Genomic DNA, 26,468 nt, shown 5'->3' on the forward strand with positions numbered 1-26,468 from the left:
TTCGTCATCACCTGCCTATGAACAGAACAGGTAGTTTTAATGGAATTTAAACCACCCGAAACCCACTATTGGGTGTCCCATTATTTGGCGACCACCATTTAGCAACCCACCATTAAAATGGTGGGCTATTGACTCCACTCGGTTGGAGTGCGGTCCCAACGGTGGCCTGCTAGCTCCTGTACCAACGAGGCAGGCAATGGGTTACCATCGCTCACGGCGGTGTTGGCCTCTACATTGCGGATCTGGCGCATACCGGGGATGGTGGTGTGCACATCGGGATTGTTGAGAATGAAACGCAGCGCCAGTTCGGGCATCGTCATCCCCGCCGGAATGATCGGCTTGAGGGCATCGGCATGATCGACACTGCTGTTCAAATTCTCCGGGACGAAATACGTCGACCGCCAGTCGTCGGCCGGGAAAGTCGTTTCCTTGGTGAACGTACCCGTCAGCGTACCTTCGTCGAAGGGGACGCGGGCGATAACGCCGATGTTCAGCTCGCGGCAGAGTGGGAAGAGCGCATCTTCGGGATTCTGGTCGAAGATGTTGTAGATCACCTGCACGGAATCGATCAGGCCTGTGCGGAGTGTGTTCAGGCAATTTTCCGGCTCCCAGCGGTTCACCGAAACGCCCCAGGCGCTCACTTTGCCCTGCTCGGTTAATTTCTGGATCGCTTCTTTCCACTCGTCGCGGTCGGCCCAGCCGTCTTCCCAGACGTGAAACTGCAACAGATCGATCGTCTCGACGCCCAGGTTTTGCAGACTCTTTTCCGTGTACTCAACAATGTAGTCGGCGGGAAATACGTCGTCGATGGAGAATTCAGGTTTGGAAGGCCACGTCCGATTTTTGGGCGGGATCTTGGTGGCAGCATATAGCTTTTTGTCCGCGTTGTCCTTCAGCAACTGCCCCAGTATCTGTTCACTGACGCCTTCGGCATAGCCCCAGGCCGTGTCGAAGAAGTTGCAACCCAGTTCAACGGAGCGTTGCAGGGCGCGCAGGACTTCGGCTTTGTCGGAGCCGGTCCAGCCAGCGAGGCCCCACATGCCATAACCAATTTCAGAAACTTGCCAGCCAGTACGGCCGAATGTACGGTATTGCATAATCAACAATTAATTTAAACGCAGCGATAAGACCCGGACGGGGTCTGGTTTACTCTAGTGAACACGGCAAGTCAGGGTGTGTTCGGAGGATAGGATAAAATTATTCTTCGCCCTCAACACTCGGTACCGTTAGCACACCGCCGAAGAAAAGCGCATTCAGGAATAACTTGTTCGTGCCGTACCAGCTGGCCCGGAAGTTGGGATTGTCGGCAAAGAGGATCACCCGTCCCGCGCCGTCGCCACTGGCCAGAATAGCCGCTGACTTCGCAACACGTTTCAGGGAAGACGGATGTACATACCCCCCTACCAGTGGCTTGTCTGTGTACTGAGCTACGGTGTTATACGGGTTTTGACTGGCCTGTAAAATGGTCTGGTTGTTTTTGAACAGCGACAGACGCCGGTCCGTGAAGCCAAATCCGATAGGGCTCGACAGATCGAGGTCGGCCGTGAAAATGCTGCCGCCGAGGGCTTTGGCCCCTTCGTAGTTGGTCGCTTCGTCGTAGTTATAGCGCAGGGCTTTACGGGTCGTGTCGGCGGCCAAAAGCTTTTCTTTGGTCAGCCCCTGTTTGATAGCCCATTCACTGGCGGTTTTAAGGGTGATGAGCGTACCGCCCGCCTGCACCCACGCTTTCACCTTGTCGCTTATCGCTCTGTCGGCGGGATAGGCACCAGACACCATCACGAGCGTGTTGTAGCGGTTGAGGTTCACGCGCGCCAGGTTGGCCAGGTCCAGTTTGGTGATCGGCATACCCACGCGCTGATCGAGCAGGTGCCAGACTTCGCCCGCTTCATAAGGACTTACGCCCGGACCTACCAGCATCAGGACTTCGGGCCGGCGCAGGGTACGAACCTGATTACTGCCCAAATCGACACCCTGGGTGTTGAAGCCTGTGTCGATCCCCTGAATCGTAATACCCGACCGTTGCCCAACGCTACTGACCAGGCGGTAGAGTGAGTCGGGCGTGAGCGTCTGCTGTTGTACAGGTATGACCAGGGTACCATAACCGAACGACTGGTCGGTAGGGCCGATGCGAGCGGTAAACGGTTTGAAGGCGGTTTTGACGATGGCTCCGCCCACCTGTAAACTATACAGGGCTTTGTAGGTATTGTAGTCACTTACCGCTATCAGGTAGGCATAGGCGCTACGCCCAACGGCGGGTACCGAACTCGTCAATGGTTGCGTAATCGCTTTGCCGAGGGGTAAGGCAGCCACTGCGCCTTTGCCTGTTGGTCTGCTCAGTTCAGCGTAGGGCAGGCCGAACGCGTGGATCAGCGACCAGGTCGTCGCGTCGTAGAACAGGCTGTCGGTATAGGTGATCTGCTTTTCAAACGCCGACCGGACCATCATGTAATTGCGCTGCTCGGTAGGCACGACAAACGCCTGCCCTTTGCGGAAGGTACGGCCCCCGGCGGTTACGTCGCGGTCGAGTTCATAGGTGTCGATCTGGTGCCGACGGAGCAGGTTTACAAACGCGTGGGTGCGGGTCGGGTCGGCGGGTTCGCCAAAGACGTAGCCTTTGACAGCGCTCTTCCGGGCCTGATCGGTGGCCGATGTGAAAAAATCCCGACGGAGTTTCAGTAGCATGGGCTTCTCGGCCAGCGACGCCCGGATGGTGGTCAGGGCGGCTGTCAGCTGGTTACGGACGGTGAACGCAAAGGTGATGGGAATGGTGGTTGTTTCCTGCACAATACCGCGCGCGCTGGCCTGCTCGAACAGAAACCCCGCCCCGCCATAAAAATTGGTGTAGCTGGACCCATAGCCGGGATAAAGCTTGTCGAAGGTTTCTTTGGTGAAATAAAGCGAGCCGATACCGTTCATGGCTTTGGCGAAGTAGCTGCCGAAAGCCGGATAAACGGTGTCGTAGAGGTAGGCGGGTACGACCGGATTGTTACTGCTGTACTTGCCGGGATCGAAGTAGAACGTCGCGTTCGTGCCCATCTCGTGATGGTCGACGACGACATACGGCATCCACTCATGAAACCAGCGCACATGCGCTTGCGCTTCGGGATGAGCACACAGGAACCAGTCGCGGTTAGGGTCGAACCAGTAGTGGTTCATGCGGCCACCGGGCCAGATCTCATTGTGCTCCCGATCGGCCGGGTCGGCCACCGACGTTTCGCTCTTGTGCATGTTGGCCCAGTTGGCAAATCGGTCGCGGCCATCGGGGTTCAGGATCGGCTCCACGAAAATAAGCATCTCGTTCAGCCATCGCTTCACTTCCTCACTTTCCGAAGCGGCCAGGTAGTAGGCCGTCAGCATGGTCGATTCGCCCCCCGAGGGTTCGTTGCCGTGGACGTTGGCCCCGATCTGAATAACGAGCGGTACGTTCGTTCCGGCATCGGCGGTGGCTTGTTTCAGGTGATTCTGGCGGATGCTTTCGCGGTTGGTGTAATTGGCCGGGCTGGTAAATGACGCCATCAGGAGCGGCCGGTGTTCGTAGGTTCGGCCAATCTCCTCAACATGAACGCGGTCGGAGAGCCGGGCCAGCTCCCGGAAGTAAGCCACCATCTGGTCGTAGCGGGTCATATGTGACCCGACGGGATAGCCCAGAAACTGTTCGGGTGTGGGAATGGCCGGGTTAAGCGGGCCGGGGTTGGCGGGGAAAAAATAGGAGGTCTGGGCCGACACAGAATGGCCGAGCAGCACCCCGACCAGCAGGATAGCACGTAGAAAGGAAAACATGTCGTAGAGAATTAGTGGGGGAGAAGCCGGAAGATAGCGAATACTGGCAAAAAATCGTAACTCGTACCAGCATCTCATCGCACCCGCTATGCTCGTTCGTATCGTCCGTATGACGTTTCAGGAAGATAAACTGGCTGACTTTCACGCTATCTTCGACCGCTCCAAATCCCATATCCGGGCTTTCCCCGGCAACGCCCACCTCGAACTGCTGCGTGATCCTGACAACCCGGCAATCCGCATGACTTATAGCCTGTGGAACTCCGCCGACGATCTCGACGCTTACCGCCGGAGCGATCTGTTCCGCACCACCTGGGCCGCCACCAAATTACTCTTTGCCGACAAAGCCGTGGCCTTCTCGGGAGAGAAACTGGAGGAGGTACTGCCGCCGGATCGGTGAGTAAAAACAACTGATTTTCAGCTTCTGTATAGTGGCAACTTAACGGCCGGACTCCATGAATCGTTGGCTCTTTATCAGTTGGTTAACGATTGGCCTGCTCAGCCGGCTGGCTACGATAACGGTTGCCCAGACTACGACACTTACGGGCGCTGTGGCCGATGCGGTAACCGGTAAAGCCATGCCCTTTGCCAACATATACCTTAACGGCAGCACCCGGGGTACGCTGACCAATGAAAACGGCCAGTATAAACTATCCGGTGTGCCCCTCGGTACGGTCGAAGTAGTGGCTTCGTTTGTGGGCTACCAATCCCAACGGCGCACCCTTCGGCTGAATGACAGCCAGGGAATGCGGGCTAACTTTCAACTCAAACCCAGTGACCAAACGCTGGCTACGGTAATTGTTCGGGCTAACCCAAAGTTATGGCAGCGTCATCTCAAGCAATTTCAGCGGCAATTGTTTGGCGAACCCTTTGGAGCGCAGTGCCAGATCATGAATAGTGAGGTGCTCAGTTTCAAGGAAGAGAACGGGCAGTTGAGGGCTACGGCTACCGAGCCAATTGTGATCGAAAACCAGGCCCTGGGTTATCGCATGTGGTATGAACTGATTCATTTCGCCGGAAACTCTCAAAAGGTATACTACGCAGGTACAACGCGGTTCGAGGAATTGAAGGCTGCCGACGAGCGGCAGGCGAACCGGTTTCTGCGTAACCGGATGCGTGCTTATAAAGGCTCGATCCGACATTTGATGACCAGCTTGATTGACAGCACTTATGAGCGCGAGGGGTTTCTGGTGTATCAGGAAGACATGACGAAGTCAATCGCCAGAAACCGGGATAACCGGACGACGCTGGCTGGTTCCATAAATAATCGACTGCAACCGCTTCGCATCAAGCAGCTGATTCTGCCGGGTCAATTGCCGTTCGAACGGCGCCTGGTATCGGATCGGCAACTCGTCGTGTTTAACACACTGGCCACATCAAACTATTCCCCCTACATTGACGCCCGTTTTGCTTATTCGCAGATAACACTGCCCGCCGGGCGCATGCAACTCACTGTTGATGGGGTGATCACGGCCCCGGAGGGTATGGAAATTCAAGGATCATTAGCCGATGACCGGCTGTCGACGATGCTGCCCGATGACTGGAAGCCGAACCGGGCCGATCCGGTTGCCGCTGCACCCGTCCTCACCCAGGGAAAATTGATGCCGCCCGATGCCCGGCTCGGGCGAATTACAGCGACATTCAACGAACGCTTTCGTGCGCTGGCCCCGGTGCTGTTTGTGCATACGGATAAGCCGATCTACGCTACGGGTGATCGATTATGGCTGAGTGCCTATCTGCTCGATGCGGGTACCAATCGCTTACTCGCCGGGGAAACGGCTATTCACGTCGACCTGCTGACGCCCAGCGGAAAACTCGTGCAACACCAGTGGCTACGCGTTGACGATGGGCGAACGGCCGGTGATTTTCGGCTGTCGGATTCGCTGGAAACGGGAACATACCGGCTCCGGGCCTATACCGATGAGGACGATGAACAACGGCGACCGGCTTTCGAGCGATCGGTGGCTGTTTATAATTTGACCCGGTCTGCTCCTCCTGCTCTCCCCGATACCACTCCTCAACCGATTGATGTTCAGTTTCTGCCCGAAGGCGGACGCTGGGTGGCGGGGGTAGAATCGCGTCTGGGCGTTAAACTGGTTGGGCCGGATGGGCGTGGCGTGTCGGCAACGGGCCGGATAGTAAACAAAGAGGGAGTTGAAGTAGGTCAGTTTAAAACCAGTGCCCGAGGGATGGGCAGCTTTGTGCTGACGCCACTGGCGGGACAAACGTATACGGCCGACGTTCACCATCATAGCCAGAATCAGGTAGTGCCGTTGCCCCCGTTCGAGTCGAAAGGACTCACGCTGTCGGCCGATGCGGTTAGTGATACGAACCGGCTGTTACTGACGATCAGGGGTGGCAGAAAGTTTGACCTTGATTCGGTTTATGTGCTGATTCAACAACAGGGGCGGCTGGTCGATCAGCGCAAAATACAGCTAGAGAACGGAACGGCGCGGGTGAGTCTGTCAACCGCGCTGATGCCTGCCGGCCTGAATCAGATTACCCTTTACGACGCGATGGCGCGGCCTCAGGCCGAACGGCTGGTGTTTTTGCCCGAACGTGTGCCGCCCGTTCGTGTTGTGCTCAGCGTGAACAAAGCCCGCTATAAACCCCGTGAACAGGCTATTGTGAGTGTTACTCTGAATGACGATGGACTGCCTGCCCTAGCCGCGCTGTCGGTCGCTATCACCGATGCCGAACAGGTACCCGACGACACGGCTGCAGCTACCATTCAGGCCCACTTGTTGCTGACGGGCGAACTGCGGGGGAAGGTCGAACAACCCAATGCCTATTTCAACGAAAGCTCATCCGGGTCCCGCCGGGCACTAGACGATTTGCTATTGACGCAGGGTTGGCGACGCGTGCGTGGCACACCCGCTACCGAAACGCTTGGCGGTGTTTCGCTGATGGGGCGGGTGCTGAACGCAAAAAACCAGCCTATACCTGGCGCGCAGGTTATCGTGGCGTCAACCGCATCGGGTTTGTCGTTCATGCGATCGGCGGGAGCTGATGAAAAGGGTCGGTTTCGGCTGGCGGGGCTTGCCATTGCCGATACTGTGAAACTGCTGATGCAACTGGCTGACCGGCAATTGAAAAACCTGCCGGTGAAGGAAGCGCGCGTCGTGCTCGACGGACCGGGCCTATCGTGGGAGCAGGACACCAGTCTACTTTCGGACTGGGCTTCGTTGCGGGCTCAGTTGGCCGCAGCCCGAATCCGGCAAGACGGCAATGCTGATCTATACCGCGATAAAACTGTTAAACTCCTGAAAGAAGTGACGGTCCGGGCGCGGAAGCTGGAAGAACGTCCGGATGATGTTCGGCGGGCGAGTCTGCACGGCGGGCCCGACGCTACCCTTGTGTTCGATGACCGATCGCCCCGGTTTGCCAATCTGTATGAAATGATCCGGGGCAGGCTGGCGGGGGTAAACGTTTCGCAGAACATGACAACCGGTGAGTACAGCGTAATCATAAGGGGTGTGGGTAGTCTGGAAAGTAGTACACAACCCTTGTTCCTGATGGATGGGCGGCCGGTGATGAGTACCGACGGAACAGGTCTGCTCGCCTTTAATCCCGAGGACATCGAACGGGTCGAGGTATTGAAAAATGCGGGTACAGCGGGTATATATGGAGTTCGGGGCGGGAGCGGGGCAATTGCTTTTTACACCAAACGTTTCCGGCCGGGGGAGCTCATCACCGGGTCTAAATCCAGTTCGACAACGCTGTCGCTCATTGGTTATCCTTCGGTTCGGCGCGAGTTTTACGTGCCTCGCTATGAAAGCAGGACTGACGAAAATCCATCGGACGAGTCGGCCCGGATCGACCGGCGGGACGTATTGTACTGGAAGCCGGTCAGCCAGACAGACAGTCAGGGCCACACCCAGCTGATTGTGCCGTTGTCCGACGTTGTCAGAACCATGCGTATCGTCATTCAGGGCGTCACGTCCGATGGTCGGCCGGTGGTGGGTAAGGCGTTAGTTCAGGTGCAGTAAGTTATTGATTGCTCCAAACAGGTACGGGGGTAGTTGGATTGAAAAGCTCATCGATGTAATAATTCCGGCGGGGGCGTTTATCGCACACATCGGTATCGAGCGGATAAATGCAGGTAGCATACACGCCAATATCGTCGGGGTTCATCAGGCTGGCATACATGCCCGTCGGGAAGCGCGTGGTCAGGTGCGGGCGTTTGAGCAGGCAATGGCCCAGTTCATGAAGGACAAGGCATTCCCGCTCATTGGTGCTGACCTGCTTCCAGCAGGTAGGATCGGTACTTAAGGTGATACGGGGCGTCTTTCCCGTTTCCAGCAAACACTGTCCACAGGCACCGACTTCAGTCGTTTTCCCGAATGTAATGATGAGATTATCTGCCTGAATGGCCATATTTCGCTGGCGGGCCATATCCCGGAAAATCGCTACATAGGGTTCCACCTCAGCCGGTACGCTATACTGGGCTGGCTCCGTGGCGGGAACAGGGGTAGGCTGGGATGGCGACTGGCAGCTCAGGGCCAGCACGAGCAGCGACAAAACGAGGGCAGGACGCATACTTGAAAAAGGCGGGTAGGCGCGTTGCTTACTCAGTGGGCTGAGCTTCGCGAACCGGGGGTGACTTCGTCCGACTGGCCAGTACTGCTACCAGTGCCAGACAAAGCGCAAACCAGCCGAATGGAAGCCTAAGGTCGAGTGTGGACAAGGCCCCGAATACCACCGTTGTACCAAAACTGGCTACCCCCTGCAATGCCTGGTTGATACCGAATACTTCGCCCCGGTCATCGTCGTTGGTGAGTTGGGCCATCAGGCCTTCAATCAATCCCTGGATGAGCGATAACGTCAGGCAATCGAGCGTGACCAGTATGTAAAGCCACAGGGCCGATGTGCCAACGAATCCGTATCCTGCCAGTACCGGTGCGCCCAGTGCTGCCAGCCAGAGGATTCCCCGTCGCTGGTTGATTCGGTCGGCGAAGTAGGTATAGAAAACGTAGTTGATGCCGACACTCAACGCGCCAAAATACATGAAAAAGTACGAGATAGCTTTGGCATCCATGTTCAGTGCTCCAAAACTGGCAAATGTCACAAAGTAAAAATAATAACCCGTACTCATCGTGAGTGCTAGTTGCATGAGAACGAGCCGCTTTAGGCCGGGTTGCTTACGGTCTTTGTCGGTCAGGCGGGACCAGAGCCGCTGGACGTTGAGCGAGTTGATCAGTTCTGTTTTCAGGGCTTGGGTCGATACGCCGGACGGGTTGGCATGGGTTTCGCGCAGCGTCCAGCTCAGGAGCATGTTCACCGACGACAGGATAACGGCCATAATGACCACCACCCGCGCCTGATCGCCTTCTACGACGTCGAAGGTTGTGAGCAGTAGTCCTGACGCGGCCGGTCCAATAACGAACCCCAGCGACAGAATGGCCCCCTCTATGCCGAGGTTCTTGAATAACTCTTCTTTGGGTGATATATCGGTGATGGCCGACCGAACCGTGGCATACATGCCATTGGTAAGCCCGTCGCTGAAGCGGTTGGCGAGCTGTGAGCCAAGCGTAACGGGCAGTAGCAGACAGTCGGCCAGGAACGTGCCAATAGCTGAGATGATAAAAATTGGCCGTCGCCCGTAGCCATCGGAAAGTTTACCCAGCAGCGGAGCCGAAAAAAGTTGCACCCCCAGGAACAGCGCCGTACCCAGCGCCAGCCACAGTTGCGGCTGCGAACGACCTTTCACAAACTCCGGCAGCACCGGCCCAATGGCCGAACCAACGATAACGTCGATAAAGATAATAGCGTAGATATGAAGCAGTCGGCGATCGCGGGTCGGACGAGGATTCGGCATAGTACAAAGTTACCCCGCTATCCGCTCATACAGCGTTCCGGATTTATTATTCTGTAGAGACGCGACCCTTCGCGTCTCTACATGTATAAATTCTCTTTATTGTCACGGTCTTTGTTCCAATTGGATGGGTTGGCGTCAATGTAATGGCGTATACGTCTTAATTCATCATCATCACGAATAACCCGATCGTAGTAGCGAGGTTGCCAGTTAAACAGGAGCCCGTTCGTGGTAGCGAACGTTTTGACGCCGGATTTGAATCCACGTACGATGGAGGCCAGATTACGTCGTTGCGGCCCAAATGTATTTGGTTGCCAATCGTCGTAATCGGATTTACAGATCCACAATATGCCGTGCACATGGTTCGGCATAAGTTGAAAGGCGTCCAGCAAGACAGAGGGTTGATAGTGTGGGATGGCGAACCAGCCATCTATAACCCGTTGCCCGATGATCGTAGGCTGGATGGTCCATTCACCTGATTTATCGGCAATCACTTCGCCAAAGCAGCGCTCTCGATCCTGCGTGCAGATGGTAATGAAATACATTCCATTCGATCCGTAATCATACTCAGCCAGTCGTGCTGAGTCAATCCGGTAACGGCCTTCAAATTTGTCCTGTTGCATGTTTATTCGTACAGACGACAGAAAGTAGGCCTAGTAACCGTGTAGAGACGCGACCCTTCGCGTCTGGGACGCGTCAGCCCTGGCGCGTCTGGGTAGTCTGGGTAATTCTACAATCGTTGCTGACGCATCCCAGACGCGAAGGGTCGCGTCTCTACATTGGAATTTGTAACTTTACCCCGGGTTTTTGTTAGTGATATATGGTTGATTACAATTCGAAGGAGTGGTTACACACTATTTTCTCGCTCCACAAAGGCGACACTGCCCGTAAACTGGGGTTCGTTCTGTTTGGAATGATGGCCTACTGCACGGCAGTTGCTTACTTTATCATCGAATACGTTCATCCCGGACCCGACTCCGATCTGAAGAACATTGCCATCATGCACTCGCTGCTGGGGTTCGTGATTTCGACCCTGCTCGTGTTTCGTACCAACACGGCTTATGACCGCTGGTGGGAGGGACGGAAGGCCTGGGGGAGTCTGACTAACAATTCGCGCAACCTGGCCATTAAACTGGCCCATATTCTGGCCGACCATGAAGCCGACCGACAGTTTTTTCGGGCCATGATCCCCAACTACGCCTATGCGCTGAAGAACCACCTGCGCGGGGTTGCCCAGCCCGACGAGTGGGAAGCCTGCCCCGGTTTCGATCCGGCCAGTATTGACACTAAGCGCCACCAGCCCAACCAGATTGCGACAAGGCTGTTTGGCAAGATGGATGAACTCTACCAGCGCGGGGTGCTGCGACCTGAACATCTGTTGGTGCTCAACGCCGAATTTCAATCCTTCACGGACATCTGCGGCATCTGCGAACGTATTCACACCACGCCTATCCCGTATTCGTACTCGTCGTTCCTGAAGAAATTCGTCGCGCTCTACTGCCTGACCTTGCCCATTGGCTACGTGCTGTCGCTGCACTATTGGGTTATTCCCGTGGTGATGATCGTGTTTTATGTGCTGACCAGTCTGGAGTTGATCGCTGAAGAAATCGAAGACCCGTTCGGCATGGACGACAACGATCTACCCACCGACCGGATGTCGGCGAGTATCCGGGTAGCGGTCGGGGATTTGTTGTAAAATGCACTAGATGAGCGCCGGAAGCTTCGCAACACGGGTTTGGCTGTTACCTTCGTGGCCCCGTTTCCTTCCGTCCCTTTATGAATACTACCGAACAGCCCGTAATCAGCGATTTAGGTCATGCGCCTGTGCGGTCGCTGTTTTTTCGGTTTTACGGGCCGAGTCTGGTTAGTATGGCGTCTATTGCGCTTCACCAGATCATCAACGGCATCATTCTGGGGCAGCAACTGGGCAAAGAAGCATTGGCCGCTATCAGCCTGTACACACCCGTCCTGTTCGTTTTCATTGCTTTCGTGCTGGCGGTGATGATTGGTGGCGGTATCTTGTTTTCCAAGCGTGTAGGGGCGCAGCGGTACGACGAGGCCCGGCAGGTATTCCGGTTTTGTACCACGCTGGTAGTGCTCGTCAGTGGCCTTGTTGCCTTATACGCGCCGTTTATCACGCCCTTTCTGGTCAGTCCCCGCTCATTGTTCAGTACACGACCGAATGCACCTTCTGGAGCATCATTTTTCTGCCTGCTTTTTTGCTCCGGGTGCTCTGGGGCGGATTTCTGTCGAATGACAACGCGCCCGACGTGTCGCGTAATGCCAGTATGCTGTCGGCCCTGGTTAACATTGGGCTCGATGTGCTGCTGGTGATCGTCTTTCCATTCGGGGTGGCGGGTGCCGCCATTGCTACGGGTCTGGCACTGCTGGTGGGGCTAGCGTATCTCTTTGTGCGTATCCGCAACCGCAACGGGCACCTCGACCTCCGCCGGTTTCAGTTCACGCTTCGTTTGGCGGACTGGCGCGAGTTGCTACGGTCGGGTTTTCCGTCGTTCGTGTCGGAGTTGTCGGTAGCGGTCGGCTTCCTGCTCATCAACCGGAACCTGCTGCCTTACGGTACGCTGGCGGTATCGGCCTTTGGCGTCGTGAGTTTGTTAAGCAACCTGTTTCTTCGGCTGTTCACCGCGTCCATGCTGGCTGTTCAACCCATCATGGCGTTTAACATTGGCGCCCGGAACCCGCGTCGTGTCCTCGAGACCCTGCGTTTTGCGCTGATTTTCTCGTTTGCCGTTGGGATTGGGGTCTTTCTGGTTGGGGCTTTTCTGGCCAATTTCATGATCGACATCGTGTCCGGCGATGAATCGGGTGAGTTCAAACGGGTAGCCGCCCAGGCCATTCTGCTCTCATTTGTCCTGTTTCTGGCAACGGGTTCCAACTACATTCTGGTGATGTACATTCAGATCATCGGGAAGGCAGTGCTGTCGACGACCATCAACATTGCGCGGGGCTTCGTGCTGATCGCGCTGTTCCTGTTTCTGCTCCCCGATCCGTTACAGATGCACCTGAATGGGATCTGGCTGGCGCGTCCCTTCGCCGAAATCAGTCTCTTGCTTGGCCTGAGCGGCTACCTCTGGTTTCGGCGAAACGTATTTTTCAGCGACGATGCTATACTAAAACGGGCAGCCTGACTAATGTAAATTCAGTTGTCTGAAATGGGCTATACCAAGCGGACTGAAGCGGAGTCGTCCGCCCGGCCGCGTTACGTAACGCGGCCGGGCGGACGACTCCGCTTCAGTCCGCACTAATAACAATACGCTGATATCCGGTCAGAAGCGGAGCCGGTAGTATTGACATACAAACGTCTGCCCGAACTCGTGGATCGTTTGTTGATACGTGGGTTCGAATTCATGTCGTTCGTAGAAACGCATCAGGGCCGGGCGCGTCGCATCGGTCTCCAGCTGGATTTCGTGGATACCTCGTTTCAGGCACTCGGTCTGGCAAAAATCGAGTAAGACTTGAAACAGATTCTGACCCGCGAAGGCCCGCCGGATGGCTACTTTATGAATGATGCCTACGGTATTGGGCGGGACTTCGGCATAGTAGAGCGGGTCTTCCCATTGCAGAATGAAGGTGGCTGCGGGCACCGCCGTACCATCGGCTCCCGTTGCGTACAGGACGTAGCAATTGTCCTTTGTATACGCGTCGATAAGGTTATGGGGCGTCAGGGTCTGGACTTCCCACATTTCCTGACCGCTGTCGACCAGCCACTGTCCTACTTCGCGGAGGGTATTGAGAAAATCGTCGGGCTGGTCGTTACGGAATTGGTAGTCGGGCATAGAGCAGTTCTGAAATAAAAACGGTGGAAAATCATCATTGAGCTTTCACAACAGTACTGATCGTCGAAACGCCGTTCTCGTTGAATGTTTCGATGGCGAAGTAATAGGGAACACCTACGTTCAGCGCGCGGAGTTCGAAATGGTTGGCGTGGTCGTTCCAGAACTGGTAGGTCTGGTACAGTTTATCGGGCGCTATCCCCCAGCGAACATTATAGCCCGTAGCACCCGGTACTTTGGTCCAGCTTAGGTCGGCGTTGCGCTCGTCTTTCTGGCGTTTGGCAGTCATCATTGTGGGCGCGGGCGCTTTCCCCAGTCCGTTTCCAAATACGCGAAAAGCATTTATGGCCAAGTGCTTTCCGGCGGTATACACGTGCTCATAGCGGACATACCGCGCCCGAACAGGTTTGCCATCAGCGCGGGCGGGAATCTCCACGTAAGCACAGGCATGGTCTTTTTTGGGTTCTTTGGTCAGGTCGGCCACCACCTCGAATGTCTTCCCATCGGCCGAGGTCAGGATTTTGAACTGGGTATACACCGTGGAATCGGAGTTGTAGATATCGAGTTTGTAGTCGAAGTAATCGACCTGCACGGCCCGGATGTCGTGTTCCGCACCGAGGTCGGTGGTCAGGGTTTCGCCCGGGTGATTTTGACCGGCCACCCAGAACGTGCGCGGATTTTCGTCGGCCACCCGATCGGCGGTAACCGTATCGGTTGGAGCCGTTGCCAGCGTTGACGAAGCGGTTACGGGTTTACGGTAGTTCAGCAGCATCCAGCCCGTAAACAGTTCATCGCGGCTCTGTACTTTCCGGGTTGGCAGAAAGTGCGGATAGTCACCGAAGCGCGTGTTGGCATTGAGCTGGTCGTCCTTGTCGAAGCCCGCGGGGTTCATGACAATCCGGCGCTCCATGCCCCAGTTCACGCCAATCCAGGTGGTGCCGGTATTCCAGTAGTTGCCATATACATCCTGAAACGTATTGCCGTGGCCGCAGCCCGTAGCGAAGCCGCCCGGTTTGTAGGCAATGGGATTATAGGGCGCATACTCGAACGGTCCCAGCGGGCTGTTCCCGACGTACGTTCCATTGCCATATACGTTGTATTCGGTACCGGGCGCACCGTATTGCAGGTAGTACTTGCCGTTGTATTTTGTCATCCAGGCCCCCTCGGTGAAGGGCTTGAAGGGGTCGGAGTGGTTGGGCCCGAAGCGTTCCCAGCCGTGTTTATAGGGGTCGAGCCAGAGCATGGCTTTGTAGGCTTCGGCGGGATTGTTGCCCGCGTAGGTCAGGTTGCGGCTTTTGTCCAGCTCGGCCCCAAAAAGCGGATAAACGTTGGATGACCCCCAGTACATATACCATTTGTCGGTATCGTCGTCGTGGAAGAGTGCCGGGTCCCAGGGGCCAATATCTTTGGGCAGACGCGGTAGCCAGCGGTTATAAAACTTCAGTTTGCCTTTTTCGGGCTCAGTGGAGTAGAAGATAGGACGCTGCTCAAACGTGCTCTGGAACAGGTACAGCGTGTCGCGCACCGACAGCGCGGCCGGGGCACACATGTCTTCCATAGGCCACTTGTCCGGCACGATATAATTCCAGTTGAACAGGTCTTTGGAGTGCCACCAGCCGCCCTGAATGGTTACGAACAGGTAATATTCACCTTTGTGGTTGATGATAACCGGGTCGGCCCCGGAGCGGTACGATACCTTTTCGTTCAGTTGCTCAAAGTTATACCGGTAGCTGATATCCATTGGGTTGCAATAGGTACGGGCGGGCGGTCGGGCTGCGTTCGGTCGGGCCGCGTTCGGTCGGGCTGGCGACTGTTGCGCCATGGCCGGGGTTAAGCAACTCAGGAGCAGGAGTAAGAGCGTAGCACGCATACGGTTAGGGTGTTTAGATCGATAAAGATAGATAGCTGGATTTCACGGGCAAACAGTTGCCAGCGCGTAAAGTCGTATACTTGCATACGCTTCGTTAGACAGATACGGCCATGCTCGCTCAAACCCCCGAACCACCTTATTATGCCGTTATCTTTACATCCATTCGTACCGATGTGACAGAGGGATACGGTGATACAGCCGACCGGATGGTTGAACTCGCTCACGGTCAGCCCGGTTTTCTGGGCGTCGAATCAGCCCGGCAGGCGGTAGGCATTACGGTTTCGTACTGGGCTAGCCTGGAAGCCATTCGGCATTGGAAACAGGATGCCGAGCACCGGCTGGCCCAACAGACAGGCCGCGAAAAGTGGTATGAATCCTACAAAGTCAGAATCTGTAAAGTAGAACGTGATTATGGATTCAACCATCTGTAAACGTTTGTTTTATAACACTGTTACAGGAATTACGTTATGTCTAGAAAAGCCGACTATCAGGAATCATTAAAGCAGGATATTCTCTACCAGACCCTAACACTGGCTGGTGAGGAAGGCTGGCCGGGTGTATCGACGCGCAAGATTGCTGATCGGCTGAACACGAGTACAACGGCTATTTATCACTATTTCGGCGGTAAAGATGCCATACTGGTTGAGTTACAGCAGGAAGGATTCCGGCAGCTATGTGCGGTTCAACTGGCTGCGCTGGCCAGCCGGGAAGGAAAACCGAAAAAGCAGTTGAAAGCGGTATCGATGGCCATGTTACACTTTGCCATGGAGAATCCGGAGCGGTATGCGTTGATGTTTAACCTCGACGGTGCCGTTTGTCATCATGATGAGTCCAAAGAGTCCATGGCGGGAATGAACCAGATTCGGACGGTACTGAAACAACTGACGACAGAAAACGTCGATTCGGTACTGATGCACTGGTTTGCTACCATGCAAGGGTTTGTGGCGCTGGCCCGTCACGATTCCCACCCGGAGCAGGTCAACCGCTTCGAGCAGTTGGTAGAAGAGGCTATCAATCGGTTTATAAAGGGCTTATAGCCTTTTATTTTTATCTAATTAATAACAGTGTTATAAAATGAAGTAGTGAATTGATAGCCAGCGTATCCTGGACGGCCACGTCCGGGTATAGATGACATACATTTTCACCCCGGACGTGGCCGTCCAGGATACACTGGTCGCTTGGCCAGATAAACTATAGGCCAACGTAAAACCCTGGACAGGTTCTTACTAAGCCGTTACCATTTCCTTGCGCTCACCAATTTGTTGCCGCCACATGGCGTAGTAGAGCCCTTTCTGTTCCAGCAACTCGGCGTGGCGTCCCTGCTCGGCTACGTGTCCCTGCTCCAGCACAAAAATCCGGTCGGCGTGGAGGATCGTGCTCAGGCGGTGGGCAATCAGGATGGTGATGTGCCGACGCGACCCGGACAGTTCGCGCACCGTCCGCCCAATTTCTTCTTCCGTCAGCGAATCGAGAGCCGACGTTGCTTCGTCGAACACAAGCAATGTTGGTTTGCGCAGCAGGGCGCGGGCAATGCTCAGCCGTTGTTTTTCGCCCCCGGATACTTTCACGCCCCCTTCGCCAATGACCGTATCCAGCCCCAGCGGAGCACGGGATAGCAACGAATCGGCTGCCGCCTGGTGCAGTGCCGTCAGGCATTCATCGTCGGTAGCCTGGGGTGCTACAAAGCGCAGGTTCTCCCGAATGGTACCCGCAAAAAGTTGTGTATCCTGCGTCACGAAACCGATCTGCTCCCGCAGTTCATCAAGATTGACGTCGGAGCCGGGAATGTCGTTATACAGAATGCGCCCGGCCAGGGGTGGATATAAGCCCACGAGCAGCTTCACCAGCGTTGTTTTTCCTGATCCGCTGGGGCCAACGAAGGCGATGGTTTCGCCAACCGAAGCCTCGAACGAAATACCATCCAGCGCCGGGTTCTCTGCCGTAAGGTGTTTGAAGCGTACATTCTCGAAAGCGAGGGTTTTGAGCTGCCGGACCGGTTGGGGATTGGCGGGCTTCACGTCGCGGGGCGTATCCAGAATCTGCTGGAAATTGGCCAGCGAGGCTTCCGTTTCGCGATAAATGTTGATGATGTTGCCCAACTCCTGTAGCGGTCCGAAGATGGCGAAGGAGTAGATGAACAGCGAGAAAAATTCGCCCACCGTAATCCGGTCCTGTACCACCAGAAACAGCATCAGCAGCATGATCGCGTTCCGGAGCAGGTTCACGAACGTACCCTGCACGAAGGACAGCGACCGGATGTAGCGCACTTTTTTCAACTCCAGCTTCAGGATCTTTTCCGTTGTAGCATTGAGCCGCTCGGTTTCCTGCTGCGCCAGACCCAGGCTTTTGACCAGCTCGATGTTACGCAGGCTCTCGGTCGTTGATCCGGCCAGGGCGGTGGTTTCGGCCACGATGGTTTTCTGAACCGTCTTGATCTTCTTGCTGAGCAGCGAACTCACGAAACCCAGCAGGGGAATGGTCAGGAAATAGGCCGGGGCAATGGGCCAGTAGACCGTACTGGCGTACCACATCACAAAAATAATCCCGACAACCGATGTGAACAGGACGTTGACAAACGACTGGATCAGCTTTTCTACGTCGGAGCGTACCTTCTGGAGTTTACCCAGCGTTTCGCCCGACCGCTGGTCTTCGAATACCTGATAGGGCAGTTCGAGGGAGTGGCGCAGGCCGTCGGTGTAAAGCTGCGCCCCGAGCCGCTGGGTAATTACGTTGACGTAATAATCCTGAAAATTCTTGGCGATCCGGCTGACCATGGCCACACCCAGCGCCTGGAGGATCAGGAGACCGGCTCCGTTGCCGAGGAAGTCCCAGAAGTTGAGTTTTTGCAGCGATCCGCCGGGTTTGACAACGTACTGGTCGATGATCTTCCGGAAGATATACGGATCGAGCAGTGAGAAGATCTGATTGATAGCGGCCAGCACCAGAGCGAGGATCAACAAGCCCCAGTAACGGCGCAGATAACTGTAAAGAAGTTGCATGGAATGAGGGGCTAAAGCCGTTGATAAACGGCTATAAAAATACGCAGTTGGGCTAGCTTACCCATTAACTGCACCTGATGTTTTAGTAATCGGAGAGTCGCGCATCGTCAACGACCGATGACCAACTTACCCCGTCCACAACATACTATTTTGGGTATTCGATCCGCAGACGTTCTTTCGATCCGGATTTATTTGTTGACCAGCAGTTTAAAAACATCGGGTCGGGCGTAGTGGCCGGTTGCGTCGAAGTCGAGCTTACTGCGGATGATGTCGTTCAGGTCGAGGTCGGCCAGCAGGATCGTTTCGGAGTCGTATACCGGTCCGGCGAGCAATTGGCCCATCGGCCCCACGATGCAACTGCCACCCCGGCTTATGATCGTCTCCTCACGGGCATCCATAAACGACGCTGGATAGTCGGCCGGGTAATCGCTGCGCCGGGCAAACTGGTTTGCCGACAACACAAAGCACCGGCCTTCGAGCGCAATATGCTGCATACTGGCAATCCAGCTGTCGCGGTTGTCGGCGGTGGGGGCGCAGTAGAGTTCGATTCCCTGCTCATACATAGCCATTCGAAGGAGGGGCATGTAGTTCTCCCAGCAGATCACCGCGCCGATGTTGCCGATGGGCGTATTGAAAACGGGTAGTGTTGTACCGTCACCCTGCGCCCAGACGACGCGTTCAGCAGCCGTAGGCATCAGTTTGCGGTGTTTGCCCAGATACGTACCGTCCGGCCCGAAAAAAGCCACCGAGCAGTAGAGTGAGCCCCCATCGCGCTCAATTACGCCCACTATCAGATGAACACCAGCATCGCGGGCCATGGCACCCATGCGGTCGGCATCGGGGCCGGGTAGCTCGATGGAACTGGCCCAATAGCGCCGGTACCACTCGCGCCCTTCATCGGTCCGTGACCCGATCACCGCGCCAAAGTCCAGCCCGCGCGGGTAGGCCGATACGAATGCTTCGGGGAAAAGCACGAGTTGCGCACCCTGCCGGGCCGCATCGTTCGTCAGCGATTGAAGTTTATCGAGTGTTTTTTCAAGATCAAACGCGACGGGTGCGGCCTGCACCAGCGCCACACGAACCGTTGGGCGGTTGGCTACCATAGATGGGAACGGGTTTATGGTAGCCAACCGTTTTTTTTCGGACTGGGTTCGGGGTATCAGCAGTTGAAGGCTTTGTGTTCAGCTTCGGCGGTGATCTCTGTTTCGAGGGTAGCGTGGCGGATGGCGTGGTGTTCGAGCCGGTGGCGGACATCGGCCTTGAGGGTGCTCACATCGGCGTCGGTAAGGCCTGGGGTTAAGACGAGGTGGGCGGTAAGGGCATTTTCGGTGGTGCTCATGGCCCAGATATGTACATGGTGTACCGTTTGAACACCCGTCACATCCCGCAGATCGGTTAGAACGGCCTCCATGTCGATTCCGGCCGGAACCCCATCGAGCGATAACCGCAGGCTTTCGCTCAACAGTCGCCAAGTCGAACCCAGGATCACGAAGGCCACCACGACGCCAATAACGGGGTCGAGCCATGACCAGCCCGTGTAATTGATCACGATACCGGCAATGACGACGCCCAGGGATACCAGCGCGTCGGCCATCAGATGCAGGTAAGCGCCTTTGACGTTAAGGTCATGGTCTTTATCGCGAAAAAAAAGCAGAGCCGATACGGTATTGATCACAAGTCCGAGCCCGGCTACCCACGCTACCGGTATGCCCGGAATGGGTTCAGGATCCTTGAACCGCTGGATACTTTCCCATAAAATAGCACCAATCGTCACCAGCAGAATAACCGCGTTGATGAGCGAGGCCAGCACCGTGCTCTTCCGATAGCCGTAGGTGAAGGTGGGCGTTTGCCGGACCCGGGCCAGCCGAAAGGCCAGCAACGACAGCAGCAGACCCGCCACATCGCTCAGGTTATGACCTGCGTCGGCAATGAGCGCCAGTGAGTTGTAGTACACGCCCATGCTGAATTCGACCAGCACGTAAGCCGTGTTTAAAACGACCCCGATGATCAGCGCCCGGTTAACGTTCGTCAGAACGGTGGGGCCGTGATGGTGGTGATCGTGGGAGTGATCGTGTGCGTGAGCCATATAATTTAGTAACGCAACTGCATGGAAACGAATTCTGTTTCCCGCGAGCCGGATGATCGAAAGGATATACCCATAGTTTAACTTACTAAAAATCGGGCAAGACGGGCGCTAACTGGTCGAAAAAGAGAACAAACTAAAAAATAGTACATGGCGTTGATCGTTAACCATTTGTCCCCCTGCTATATATATGCTCCGTCGACTGCCGCCTATTGTCCAGTTCATTTTTATCAGCCTGATCGGTATTTTCATCGGCACTGTGGTTGGTCTGATCAATGAGTTTTTGCAGAAGCCGTTCAATGCCACTGACGCTGTTGTCTGGCTGTTTCTGATGTTCATCAGCGGGGGTATCATCGCGCTGATCGTCCTGTTCGGGCGTAATAAACTAGGGTAGTTAGACGAAAATAGATCCGGCATGAAACCAACTATGTACAGATCGCTGCTGTTGACGGGGCTGTTCGGTCTGGCGGTATGGGCCTGCGATACCGCCGACCCCGATCTGGTGCAAACCGGCACCCTGCACCTGACCTTCGACAATGTGGCGGGTGCCCAGGATCTACAGCTCACTACCGGAACCTACCGCAATGCCACGGGTGAATCGTTCACGCCCACGGCTTTCAATTATTTCGTCAGCAATATCAAACTGACTGCTACCGATGGCCGCCAATACATAGTGCCGCAGGATAGCAGCTATTTTCTGATCAGGGAGAATGTGCCGACTTCGCAAACAATATCGCTGGCAAACGTACCGGTGGGCGATTACAAATCGGTTTCGTTCCTGATTGGTGTCGACAGTTTGCGAAGCACCATGGACATTGGTCGGCGGACGGGGGTTCTCGATCCGGCGGGTGATCATACCAGCGCCAACGGGATGTACTGGTCGTGGAATTCGGGCTACATTTTCATGAAGCTCGAAGGGACATCGCCCAGCGCCCCGACGGATGCCACTGGTAACAGCACCTTTCGCTACCACGTTGGTTTCTTCGGCGGGCGCGATACCCGCACGATCAACAACCTGAAAACGGTCACGATCGACTTCGGCAGTGACCTGGCCTCGGTAAAACCAGCGCAGGTGCCGACCGTGACGGTACAAACCGATGTGCTTAAAATCTTCGAGGGACCCGCTGCGGTGAGCATCGCCAAAAATCCGGAGGTGATGGTGTCCGACTATTCGCAAACTGTCGCCAACAACTACGCGCGGATGATGACCTACAAAGGAATGACAACGGCTACAAGCAACTAAATCTATGCGTCGCTGGAACCTGATCGGGCTAATCGTGAGTGTGGGGCTGTTTGGCGCTGCGGTGTCCTGCCAGTCTGGCGAGCCGGGTGGGAGCGAGCCGGTCGTTCCGGTCGGGCCTAAACCGGTCGACTATAAAACGACGCCCTACATCTGGCAAAAGCCTGCCAACTTTCCCGATCCGATCTATAATTTCGCCAGAAATCCCATGACGGTGGAGGGCGTTGAATTGGGTCGTGTCTTGTTTTACGATGATGCCCTGTCGGCTAATGGAACCATCAGTTGTGGCTTTTGTCACCAGCAGGGGTCGGCTTTTGCCCATACCGACCACGCGCTGAGCCACGGTATAAACGACAAAATTGGTACGCGCAACAACCTGAGCCTTCAGAACCTGGCGTTTTACAAGTCGTTTTTCTGGGACGGGGGCGTATCGGATCTGGATCTTGTACCCATTGCACCCATCGAAAATCCGGTCGAGATGGGCCACAATATGGGCGTCCTGCTGGCAAACCTGCGGAAAAGCCCAAAATACCCGGCCCTGTTTAAAACGGCCTATGGATCAGACTCTATCACAACCGAACGGTTTCTGAAATCGCTGTCGCAGTTTATGCTGACGATGGTGTCGGCCAATAGCCGCTATGATAAGTTTGTTCGGAAGGAAGCGGGTGGTGAACTTCTCCCCGATGAGCTGGCCGGGCAGACGCTCTTCCAGCAGAAATGCGCCACCTGCCATGCCGGCGAGCTGTTTACCGACCAGACATTTCGGAATAACGGGTTGAGCCGGGCTCTGAATCAGGACAAAGGGCGGTCGCTGGTTACGCTGCGGCCGGAAGACAAATACCGGTTTAAAGTGCCGGGTCTTCGTAACGTCGATCGATCACCGCCGTACATGCACGATGGCCGTTTCCTGACCCTCGAACAGGTGCTGAAGCATTACGCGAGTGGGGTGCAGGAGGTACCCGAACTGGACCCGGCGCTGCGTACGGATGGCAAGCCGGGTATTCCGCTGACGGGAACAGAGCAAAAGCAGATTATTGCGTTTTTGCAGACGTTAACCGATTTCGACTACATCAGCGACCGGCGGCTTGGTCCGAACTGACCGGGAATGGTCATGTTTCTGCTGGTGCTGACGGATGTTGAGAAGGTGGGTCATAACCAGGCCAGCCGAGGCAATGTACCCCATAAGCTCAAAAGACTCGCTGACATCTTCCAGTAAAATGCCCGTTGCAAACAAGGCCAGAAATCCCCACAAGGCCCGCTTGATGCCAGGCGAGACATGCCCTCGGGTAGCCGCGTAAACGGCTATGATATTGACGCCAATAAAGACATAATCCAGACTCAGGAACCCAATGCGCAGGTGTTCGTCACGCATCAGCGCACTCGTCATCAGCAACACTGGTGTGATCAGGCAATGGATCAGGCACAGCACCGAACCGGTGATACCGATGTAGTCGGCTTTGCGGGAAAGGAGGTCTGTTTTCATAAGCAGCACACAAAAGTACGACGCTTCCACGAATCGTACTTTGCCTTAACTCGCTTTTTTGCAACTTAGTTGCGAATATTTATCCTTTTTGACAGACCGGCCTAGTTCGCCTTACTCAGCAGCGAGTAACCCATCAGTTTACCATTCTTGTTGTAGGTTTCTGACTTGATATCGAGGAGTTGGTTATCAGCACGATAGCTAACGGTGTGCATAGTGCTACGGATGGGCATACCCATAACCCGGTTCTCTACGTTCATATCTGACGAAACTTTATAGGTATCGAACGTACCGGCCGGTGTCGTCACCGTTTCCTTGCTGTCGACTTTGCGATTGGTCATCTTCATGCTCATCTGCATCATGGTGTTGCCTTTGCTGGACATGTCGGCTTCCAGTTCACCATCGACCAGCGTCTGACCTACGCTCAACTTGCCCGGATAAATCAGTTTGTTCGACTTCATCCGCACCTCCATGTCTTTCATACTGGTCTGCATGGCCTGCATCATCCCCGACAGATCGGCTACGAGTTCATTGCCGTTGCAGGTATACCGAACGCTGTAGGGTGGTTGCTGTTTGCCCTTGTCGTCCTGCATCTGAACGGTAATGTCGACAACGGTTGATGCGCCCTCTTTACCGACTTTCGTAACCTGGTAGGCCATTTTGCCGGTGGGTTTGTCTTTTGGGTTGAAATTGGTCATTTCGAAGCTCATACCCGTTTTCAGGGTCATGCCCATACACTCCTGAGCATGGCCGGGGATGCCTGCATACAGGCTGATCAATAGGAGAGTAAGTACTTTTTTCATCTGTGTGGTGGTTTAAACGGAAGATAGTGACAAGATACACACACAGACCCACTTATGTAATGATGTATATAAAATACATATGGTTGGTAGTTCAGGCCCACATCATACTCATGACGCCCATGAGCATAATGAACTTGCATAAGGTGCTGAGGTAACCGAAGTCGCGCCGGGTGTCGGCCAGAACCAGGCGGTAGGTGAAGAAAGCCAGAGGAAGCAGTAACAGCCCGAAACTTATTGTCAGGTGATGGTTGCCCAGTGAGTCGGCAATGAGAAATAAGGTCAGGACAAATGCCCCGATAAGTACATACAGCAGGTATTTCGTTCGGCGTAACCCCCATATGATGGGTAGCGTTCGGCACCCGAAGCGGGCATCACCCCGAATGTCCTGCATATCCTTGATGATTTCCCGTATCAGTGAAATACCGAACGAGAACAGGGCGTAGATGAGGAGCATCTGTGCATTCTGGCGGTAGTAAACGGCCAGCACAATGAACGACAGGGCTGTTAACAGGGAAATGACAATATTGCCGATCAGGGGCTGGCGCTTGAACTGGGCCGAATAGAACCAGAGCAACGATACCGATATGACGTCGATGACAAAGACCCAACGGCTTAAGTACAAACCGATCAGACAGCCGATAACGCTTAGCAATTGATGAGCCCCAATAGCCACCCGACGCTTCAGATACCGGCCAATAACGACCCGATCCGGCTTGTTGACGAGATCGATTTTTACATCGAAATAGTCGTTGATGATGTAGCCCGCAGCCGCAATAAACACCGTCGACAACGATAGCAGCCAGATAGTTGGGTCGGTGAGGATACGGAGCCAATGGGTTGGGACGCTATCAGGCTCCGGACCAACCAGGAAGATACGGGCCAGAAATTGCGTCAGCACAACGATCAGCAGATTCTGCACCCGGATAAGCCGCAGAAAGCCAAAAACGAAGGCTTGAAAAGGAATGGGCTGGCGCACGACCATTGGGCTTTTTTTTGTTAAAAATACGCCTTTTACCGTAGAAAAGGAGAATGCTCGCCAAAGGGACTCGGCTGGAATGAAATAAGCCGCTGATGGTCAGAGTATAACCGATCAATCCCGCTTGTTTGGCCACTTGGGTAGTTGCCGGAGGTCGACACCCAGAACGGCCTGGGCCAGGCGCTGCAACGCATCCCGGTCTCCTTCGACATGAAACGTCCGGTGGTGATGAATGAGACTGTCGCCCCGCTTCAGCGGACGTACCGCCGAGTTGGATTCCAGTTCGTAGAATGGCCCCATCTGGCTGCCGTCGGTGAGGGGGCCGTCGTTGTACGCGTTCAGCACATCACCTTTGTAGGGTTCTTTGTGCCGTTCCCAGGCCGACTTCAGGTAGTCGCCGGTAGGGTTCAGGTCAAACTGGACCAGCGTCAGTATGCCCCGCACGGGATCGTAACTGCCCGCCACTGGTCGCGCCGACGCGGGAGCAATTCCAATCTTGCTGCGGAATGTGCCGTCTGCCCGGAGCAGCACCACCGAGTCCTGAATCTGTAGCCGGTCAGTAGGAATTTTGCCGAAATAGTTGTCGGTCAGCTGCACGCTGGCCGACCGCTGTTTTGTGAACGGGGCGATAATGGTCGTCTGGGGTGAAGGGTTGAACATGCCCAGTATCCAGATACCCAACGCGCCCTTGTCGCGCTGCCAGTCGGCCCCTTCGTTCCGGAGGGTATTCTCGGTTTCGTAGCCAACCACCTGCAGTCCCGCCAGCGTCTCTACCCCCAACAACCGACTGATCTGCGCCCGGGGCAGTACGGTTATTTTCCGATCGATCCGGATGTCGAAACGCGTGCCGCTATGATTGACGAGCGTGGCCGACTGGCTGAACAGGGCCTGCGTCTTATCCTGCCTGACCAGTCGGTAGCGAACGGTGTCGATGATGGCCGGGGCCTGCCAGCTGGCAAAATCAAAGGGTGCACCCGGACGGAAATAAACGGAGAACTGCCCACCCTCGGGCGATAGCCAGATTCGGTCCTCGCCCCCGTAGGCGTTCATGTGTGGCTCGTAGCGGTTGGCCGCAATAAACGTCCGGTTCAGCCAGCCGTAGCTGCTTCCCGCTTTGCCCGTAGCCGTGCTCGTCATGACCCGGCCCTGGTAGGCACCCACGACAGCAACCTGCGCCGAGTCGTTGTCGGGGGCGGTCAGCACAATAACGTCGGTGTGCTTTTTGAGAAAAGAAAGGGCATCGCCGAAGGTTTCCTGACCGGGCGTATCGGTTTTTGTTTCGCCCGTCTCCCGGCTGGAACAGCGGAGAAACGCAACGGCTGCCAGGAGCCAGAGTAACCGGAAAAAGTAAGCGTGCATCGGACTGGATCAGCAAAGGGTGATTAGGTCGTTACCAAATGTATAATTCAGCGTTTTCGTGGATAAAATCAATAATATATTCTAAGTCTTTCGTTTTGCCATTCTAAAGAACAGTCTAACTTATCTATGTAGATTAAATATAGTATCCTAATAGACGGTTAAGAAGGTGTTGGGGAATTATATTGGGGGTGTTGGTTTGATTCGTTGCAACATGATCTGAATGTTGGCTAAAAGCAGCCAACCAACCGAAGAAGATAGCGTGTACTCGTAGT

At 55.1% G+C, this 26,468-nt stretch carries 24 protein-coding genes; 10 read left to right on the top strand and 14 right to left on the bottom strand.

Annotated elements, in window-relative coordinates:
* Nucleotides 1-125: 125 nt before the first annotated feature.
* Together FH603_RS04810 and FH603_RS04815 are read right to left on the bottom strand one after the other, a co-directional pair.
* Nucleotides 126-1,097, bottom strand: a complete 972-nt coding sequence (locus FH603_RS04810; protein WP_186736315.1) for an aldo/keto reductase — start codon at nt 1,095-1,097, stop codon at nt 126-128.
* A gap of 100 nt (nt 1,098-1,197) precedes the next feature.
* The gene (locus FH603_RS04815) at nt 1,198-3,780 is read right to left on the bottom strand and encodes a M14 family zinc carboxypeptidase (RefSeq protein ID WP_186736316.1); all 2,583 of its coding nucleotides are present in this window, start codon (nt 3,778-3,780) and stop codon (nt 1,198-1,200) included.
* 88 nt (nt 3,781-3,868) lie between these two features.
* Here FH603_RS04815 and FH603_RS04820 point away from each other — a divergent pair, with 88 nt between their 5' ends.
* Together FH603_RS04820 and FH603_RS04825 are read left to right on the top strand one after the other, a co-directional pair.
* Nucleotides 3,869-4,177, top strand: coding sequence for a putative quinol monooxygenase (locus FH603_RS04820; protein WP_186736317.1), 309 nt, complete (start codon nt 3,869-3,871; stop codon nt 4,175-4,177).
* Nucleotides 4,178-4,232: 55 nt separating this feature from the next.
* A complete protein-coding gene (locus FH603_RS04825) occupies nt 4,233-7,766 on the top strand; it encodes a carboxypeptidase regulatory-like domain-containing protein (protein WP_186736318.1) in 3,534 nt (1,177 codons plus the stop codon).
* A 1-nt stretch (nt 7,767) separates the two neighbouring features.
* Here FH603_RS04825 and FH603_RS04830 read toward each other — a convergent pair whose 3' ends face one another.
* From FH603_RS04830 to FH603_RS04840, 3 genes are all read right to left on the bottom strand, one after another.
* Complete coding sequence (locus FH603_RS04830) at nt 7,768-8,316, bottom strand: hypothetical protein (protein ID WP_186736319.1); 549 nt, start codon at nt 8,314-8,316, stop codon at nt 7,768-7,770.
* Nucleotides 8,317-8,344: 28 nt separating this feature from the next.
* Nucleotides 8,345-9,595 carry an MFS transporter gene (locus FH603_RS04835; RefSeq protein ID WP_186736320.1) on the bottom strand — a complete coding sequence of 417 codons (1,251 nt, stop codon included), beginning with the start codon at nt 9,593-9,595 and terminating at the stop codon, nt 8,345-8,347.
* Nucleotides 9,596-9,672: 77 nt separating this feature from the next.
* The gene (locus FH603_RS04840; RefSeq protein ID WP_186736321.1) at nt 9,673-10,215 is read right to left on the bottom strand and encodes a transposase; all 543 of its coding nucleotides are present in this window, start codon (nt 10,213-10,215) and stop codon (nt 9,673-9,675) included.
* Between the two features lie 197 nt (nt 10,216-10,412).
* Between FH603_RS04840 and FH603_RS04845 the strand changes: the two genes are divergently transcribed.
* From FH603_RS04845 to FH603_RS04855, 3 genes are all read left to right on the top strand, one after another.
* A complete protein-coding gene (locus FH603_RS04845; protein WP_186736322.1) occupies nt 10,413-11,288 on the top strand; it encodes a bestrophin family protein in 876 nt (291 codons plus the stop codon).
* Between the two features lie 80 nt (nt 11,289-11,368).
* On the top strand, nt 11,369-11,926 hold the full coding sequence (locus tag FH603_RS04850; protein WP_186736323.1) for an MATE family efflux transporter: 558 nt from the start codon (nt 11,369-11,371) through the stop codon (nt 11,924-11,926).
* Nucleotides 11,821-12,741 (top strand): MATE family efflux transporter, encoded by a 921-nt coding sequence (locus FH603_RS04855; protein WP_317171337.1) that lies wholly within the window; start codon nt 11,821-11,823, stop codon nt 12,739-12,741. Before FH603_RS04850 ends, FH603_RS04855 begins: the two co-directional genes overlap by 106 nt.
* A gap of 138 nt (nt 12,742-12,879) precedes the next feature.
* Here the strand turns inward: FH603_RS04855 and FH603_RS04860 are convergent, their stop codons facing one another.
* On the bottom strand, nt 12,880-13,389 hold the full coding sequence (locus FH603_RS04860) for a GNAT family N-acetyltransferase (RefSeq protein ID WP_186736325.1): 510 nt from the start codon (nt 13,387-13,389) through the stop codon (nt 12,880-12,882).
* Nucleotides 13,390-13,423: 34 nt separating this feature from the next.
* On the bottom strand, nt 13,424-15,256 hold the full coding sequence (locus tag FH603_RS04865; protein ID WP_186736326.1) for a family 43 glycosylhydrolase: 1,833 nt from the start codon (nt 15,254-15,256) through the stop codon (nt 13,424-13,426).
* Nucleotides 15,257-15,366: 110 nt separating this feature from the next.
* On the opposite strand from FH603_RS04865, the gene FH603_RS04870 reads away from it, so the two are divergent.
* Entirely contained in the window at nt 15,367-15,687 is a 321-nt protein-coding gene (locus tag FH603_RS04870) for an antibiotic biosynthesis monooxygenase family protein (protein WP_186736327.1), read from the top strand.
* Between the two features lie 36 nt (nt 15,688-15,723).
* A complete protein-coding gene (locus FH603_RS04875) occupies nt 15,724-16,293 on the top strand; it encodes a TetR/AcrR family transcriptional regulator (protein ID WP_186736328.1) in 570 nt (189 codons plus the stop codon).
* A 189-nt stretch (nt 16,294-16,482) separates the two neighbouring features.
* Here the strand turns inward: FH603_RS04875 and FH603_RS04880 are convergent, their stop codons facing one another.
* The 3 genes from FH603_RS04880 to FH603_RS04890 all read right to left on the bottom strand — a co-directional run bounded on the left by FH603_RS04880 (nt 16,483) and on the right by FH603_RS04890 (nt 20,341).
* Nucleotides 16,483-18,255, bottom strand: a complete 1,773-nt coding sequence (locus tag FH603_RS04880) for an ABC transporter ATP-binding protein (protein WP_186736329.1) — start codon at nt 18,253-18,255, stop codon at nt 16,483-16,485.
* A gap of 188 nt (nt 18,256-18,443) precedes the next feature.
* The gene (locus tag FH603_RS04885) at nt 18,444-19,358 is read right to left on the bottom strand and encodes a carbon-nitrogen hydrolase family protein (RefSeq protein ID WP_186736330.1); all 915 of its coding nucleotides are present in this window, start codon (nt 19,356-19,358) and stop codon (nt 18,444-18,446) included.
* Between the two features lie 56 nt (nt 19,359-19,414).
* Nucleotides 19,415-20,341, bottom strand: a complete 927-nt coding sequence (locus FH603_RS04890; protein ID WP_186736331.1) for a cation diffusion facilitator family transporter — start codon at nt 20,339-20,341, stop codon at nt 19,415-19,417.
* A 187-nt stretch (nt 20,342-20,528) separates the two neighbouring features.
* Between FH603_RS04890 and FH603_RS04895 the strand changes: the two genes are divergently transcribed.
* Genes FH603_RS04895 through FH603_RS04905 form a run of 3 tightly spaced genes read left to right on the top strand, consistent with a single transcriptional unit; the run spans nt 20,529 to nt 22,677 of the window.
* Entirely contained in the window at nt 20,529-20,732 is a 204-nt protein-coding gene (locus FH603_RS04895) for a hypothetical protein (RefSeq protein WP_186736332.1), read from the top strand.
* A gap of 21 nt (nt 20,733-20,753) precedes the next feature.
* The gene (locus FH603_RS04900) at nt 20,754-21,581 is read left to right on the top strand and encodes an MbnP family protein (RefSeq protein ID WP_186736333.1); all 828 of its coding nucleotides are present in this window, start codon (nt 20,754-20,756) and stop codon (nt 21,579-21,581) included.
* 4 nt (nt 21,582-21,585) lie between these two features.
* Nucleotides 21,586-22,677 carry a cytochrome-c peroxidase gene (locus FH603_RS04905; protein ID WP_186736334.1) on the top strand — a complete coding sequence of 364 codons (1,092 nt, stop codon included), beginning with the start codon at nt 21,586-21,588 and terminating at the stop codon, nt 22,675-22,677.
* Here FH603_RS04905 and FH603_RS04910 read toward each other — a convergent pair.
* The 4 genes from FH603_RS04910 to FH603_RS04925 form a co-directional block, all read right to left on the bottom strand.
* Complete coding sequence (locus FH603_RS04910; RefSeq protein ID WP_186736335.1) at nt 22,630-23,061, bottom strand: MerC domain-containing protein; 432 nt, start codon at nt 23,059-23,061, stop codon at nt 22,630-22,632. The genes FH603_RS04905 and FH603_RS04910 overlap by 48 nt on opposite strands.
* Before the next feature lie 101 nt (nt 23,062-23,162).
* Nucleotides 23,163-23,861 carry a TapB family protein gene (locus tag FH603_RS04915; RefSeq protein WP_186736336.1) on the bottom strand — a complete coding sequence of 233 codons (699 nt, stop codon included), beginning with the start codon at nt 23,859-23,861 and terminating at the stop codon, nt 23,163-23,165.
* A 91-nt stretch (nt 23,862-23,952) separates the two neighbouring features.
* Entirely contained in the window at nt 23,953-24,843 is an 891-nt protein-coding gene (locus FH603_RS04920) for a geranylgeranylglycerol-phosphate geranylgeranyltransferase (RefSeq protein ID WP_186736337.1), read from the bottom strand.
* Nucleotides 24,844-24,951: 108 nt separating this feature from the next.
* Entirely contained in the window at nt 24,952-26,196 is a 1,245-nt protein-coding gene (locus FH603_RS04925; protein ID WP_186736338.1) for a DUF6786 family protein, read from the bottom strand.
* Between the last annotated feature and the right edge of the window lie 272 nt (nt 26,197-26,468).

Origin of the sequence: Spirosoma utsteinense (assembly GCF_014282275.1) — a bacterium.
Classification (GTDB): domain Bacteria; phylum Bacteroidota; class Bacteroidia; order Cytophagales; family Spirosomataceae; genus Spirosoma; species Spirosoma utsteinense.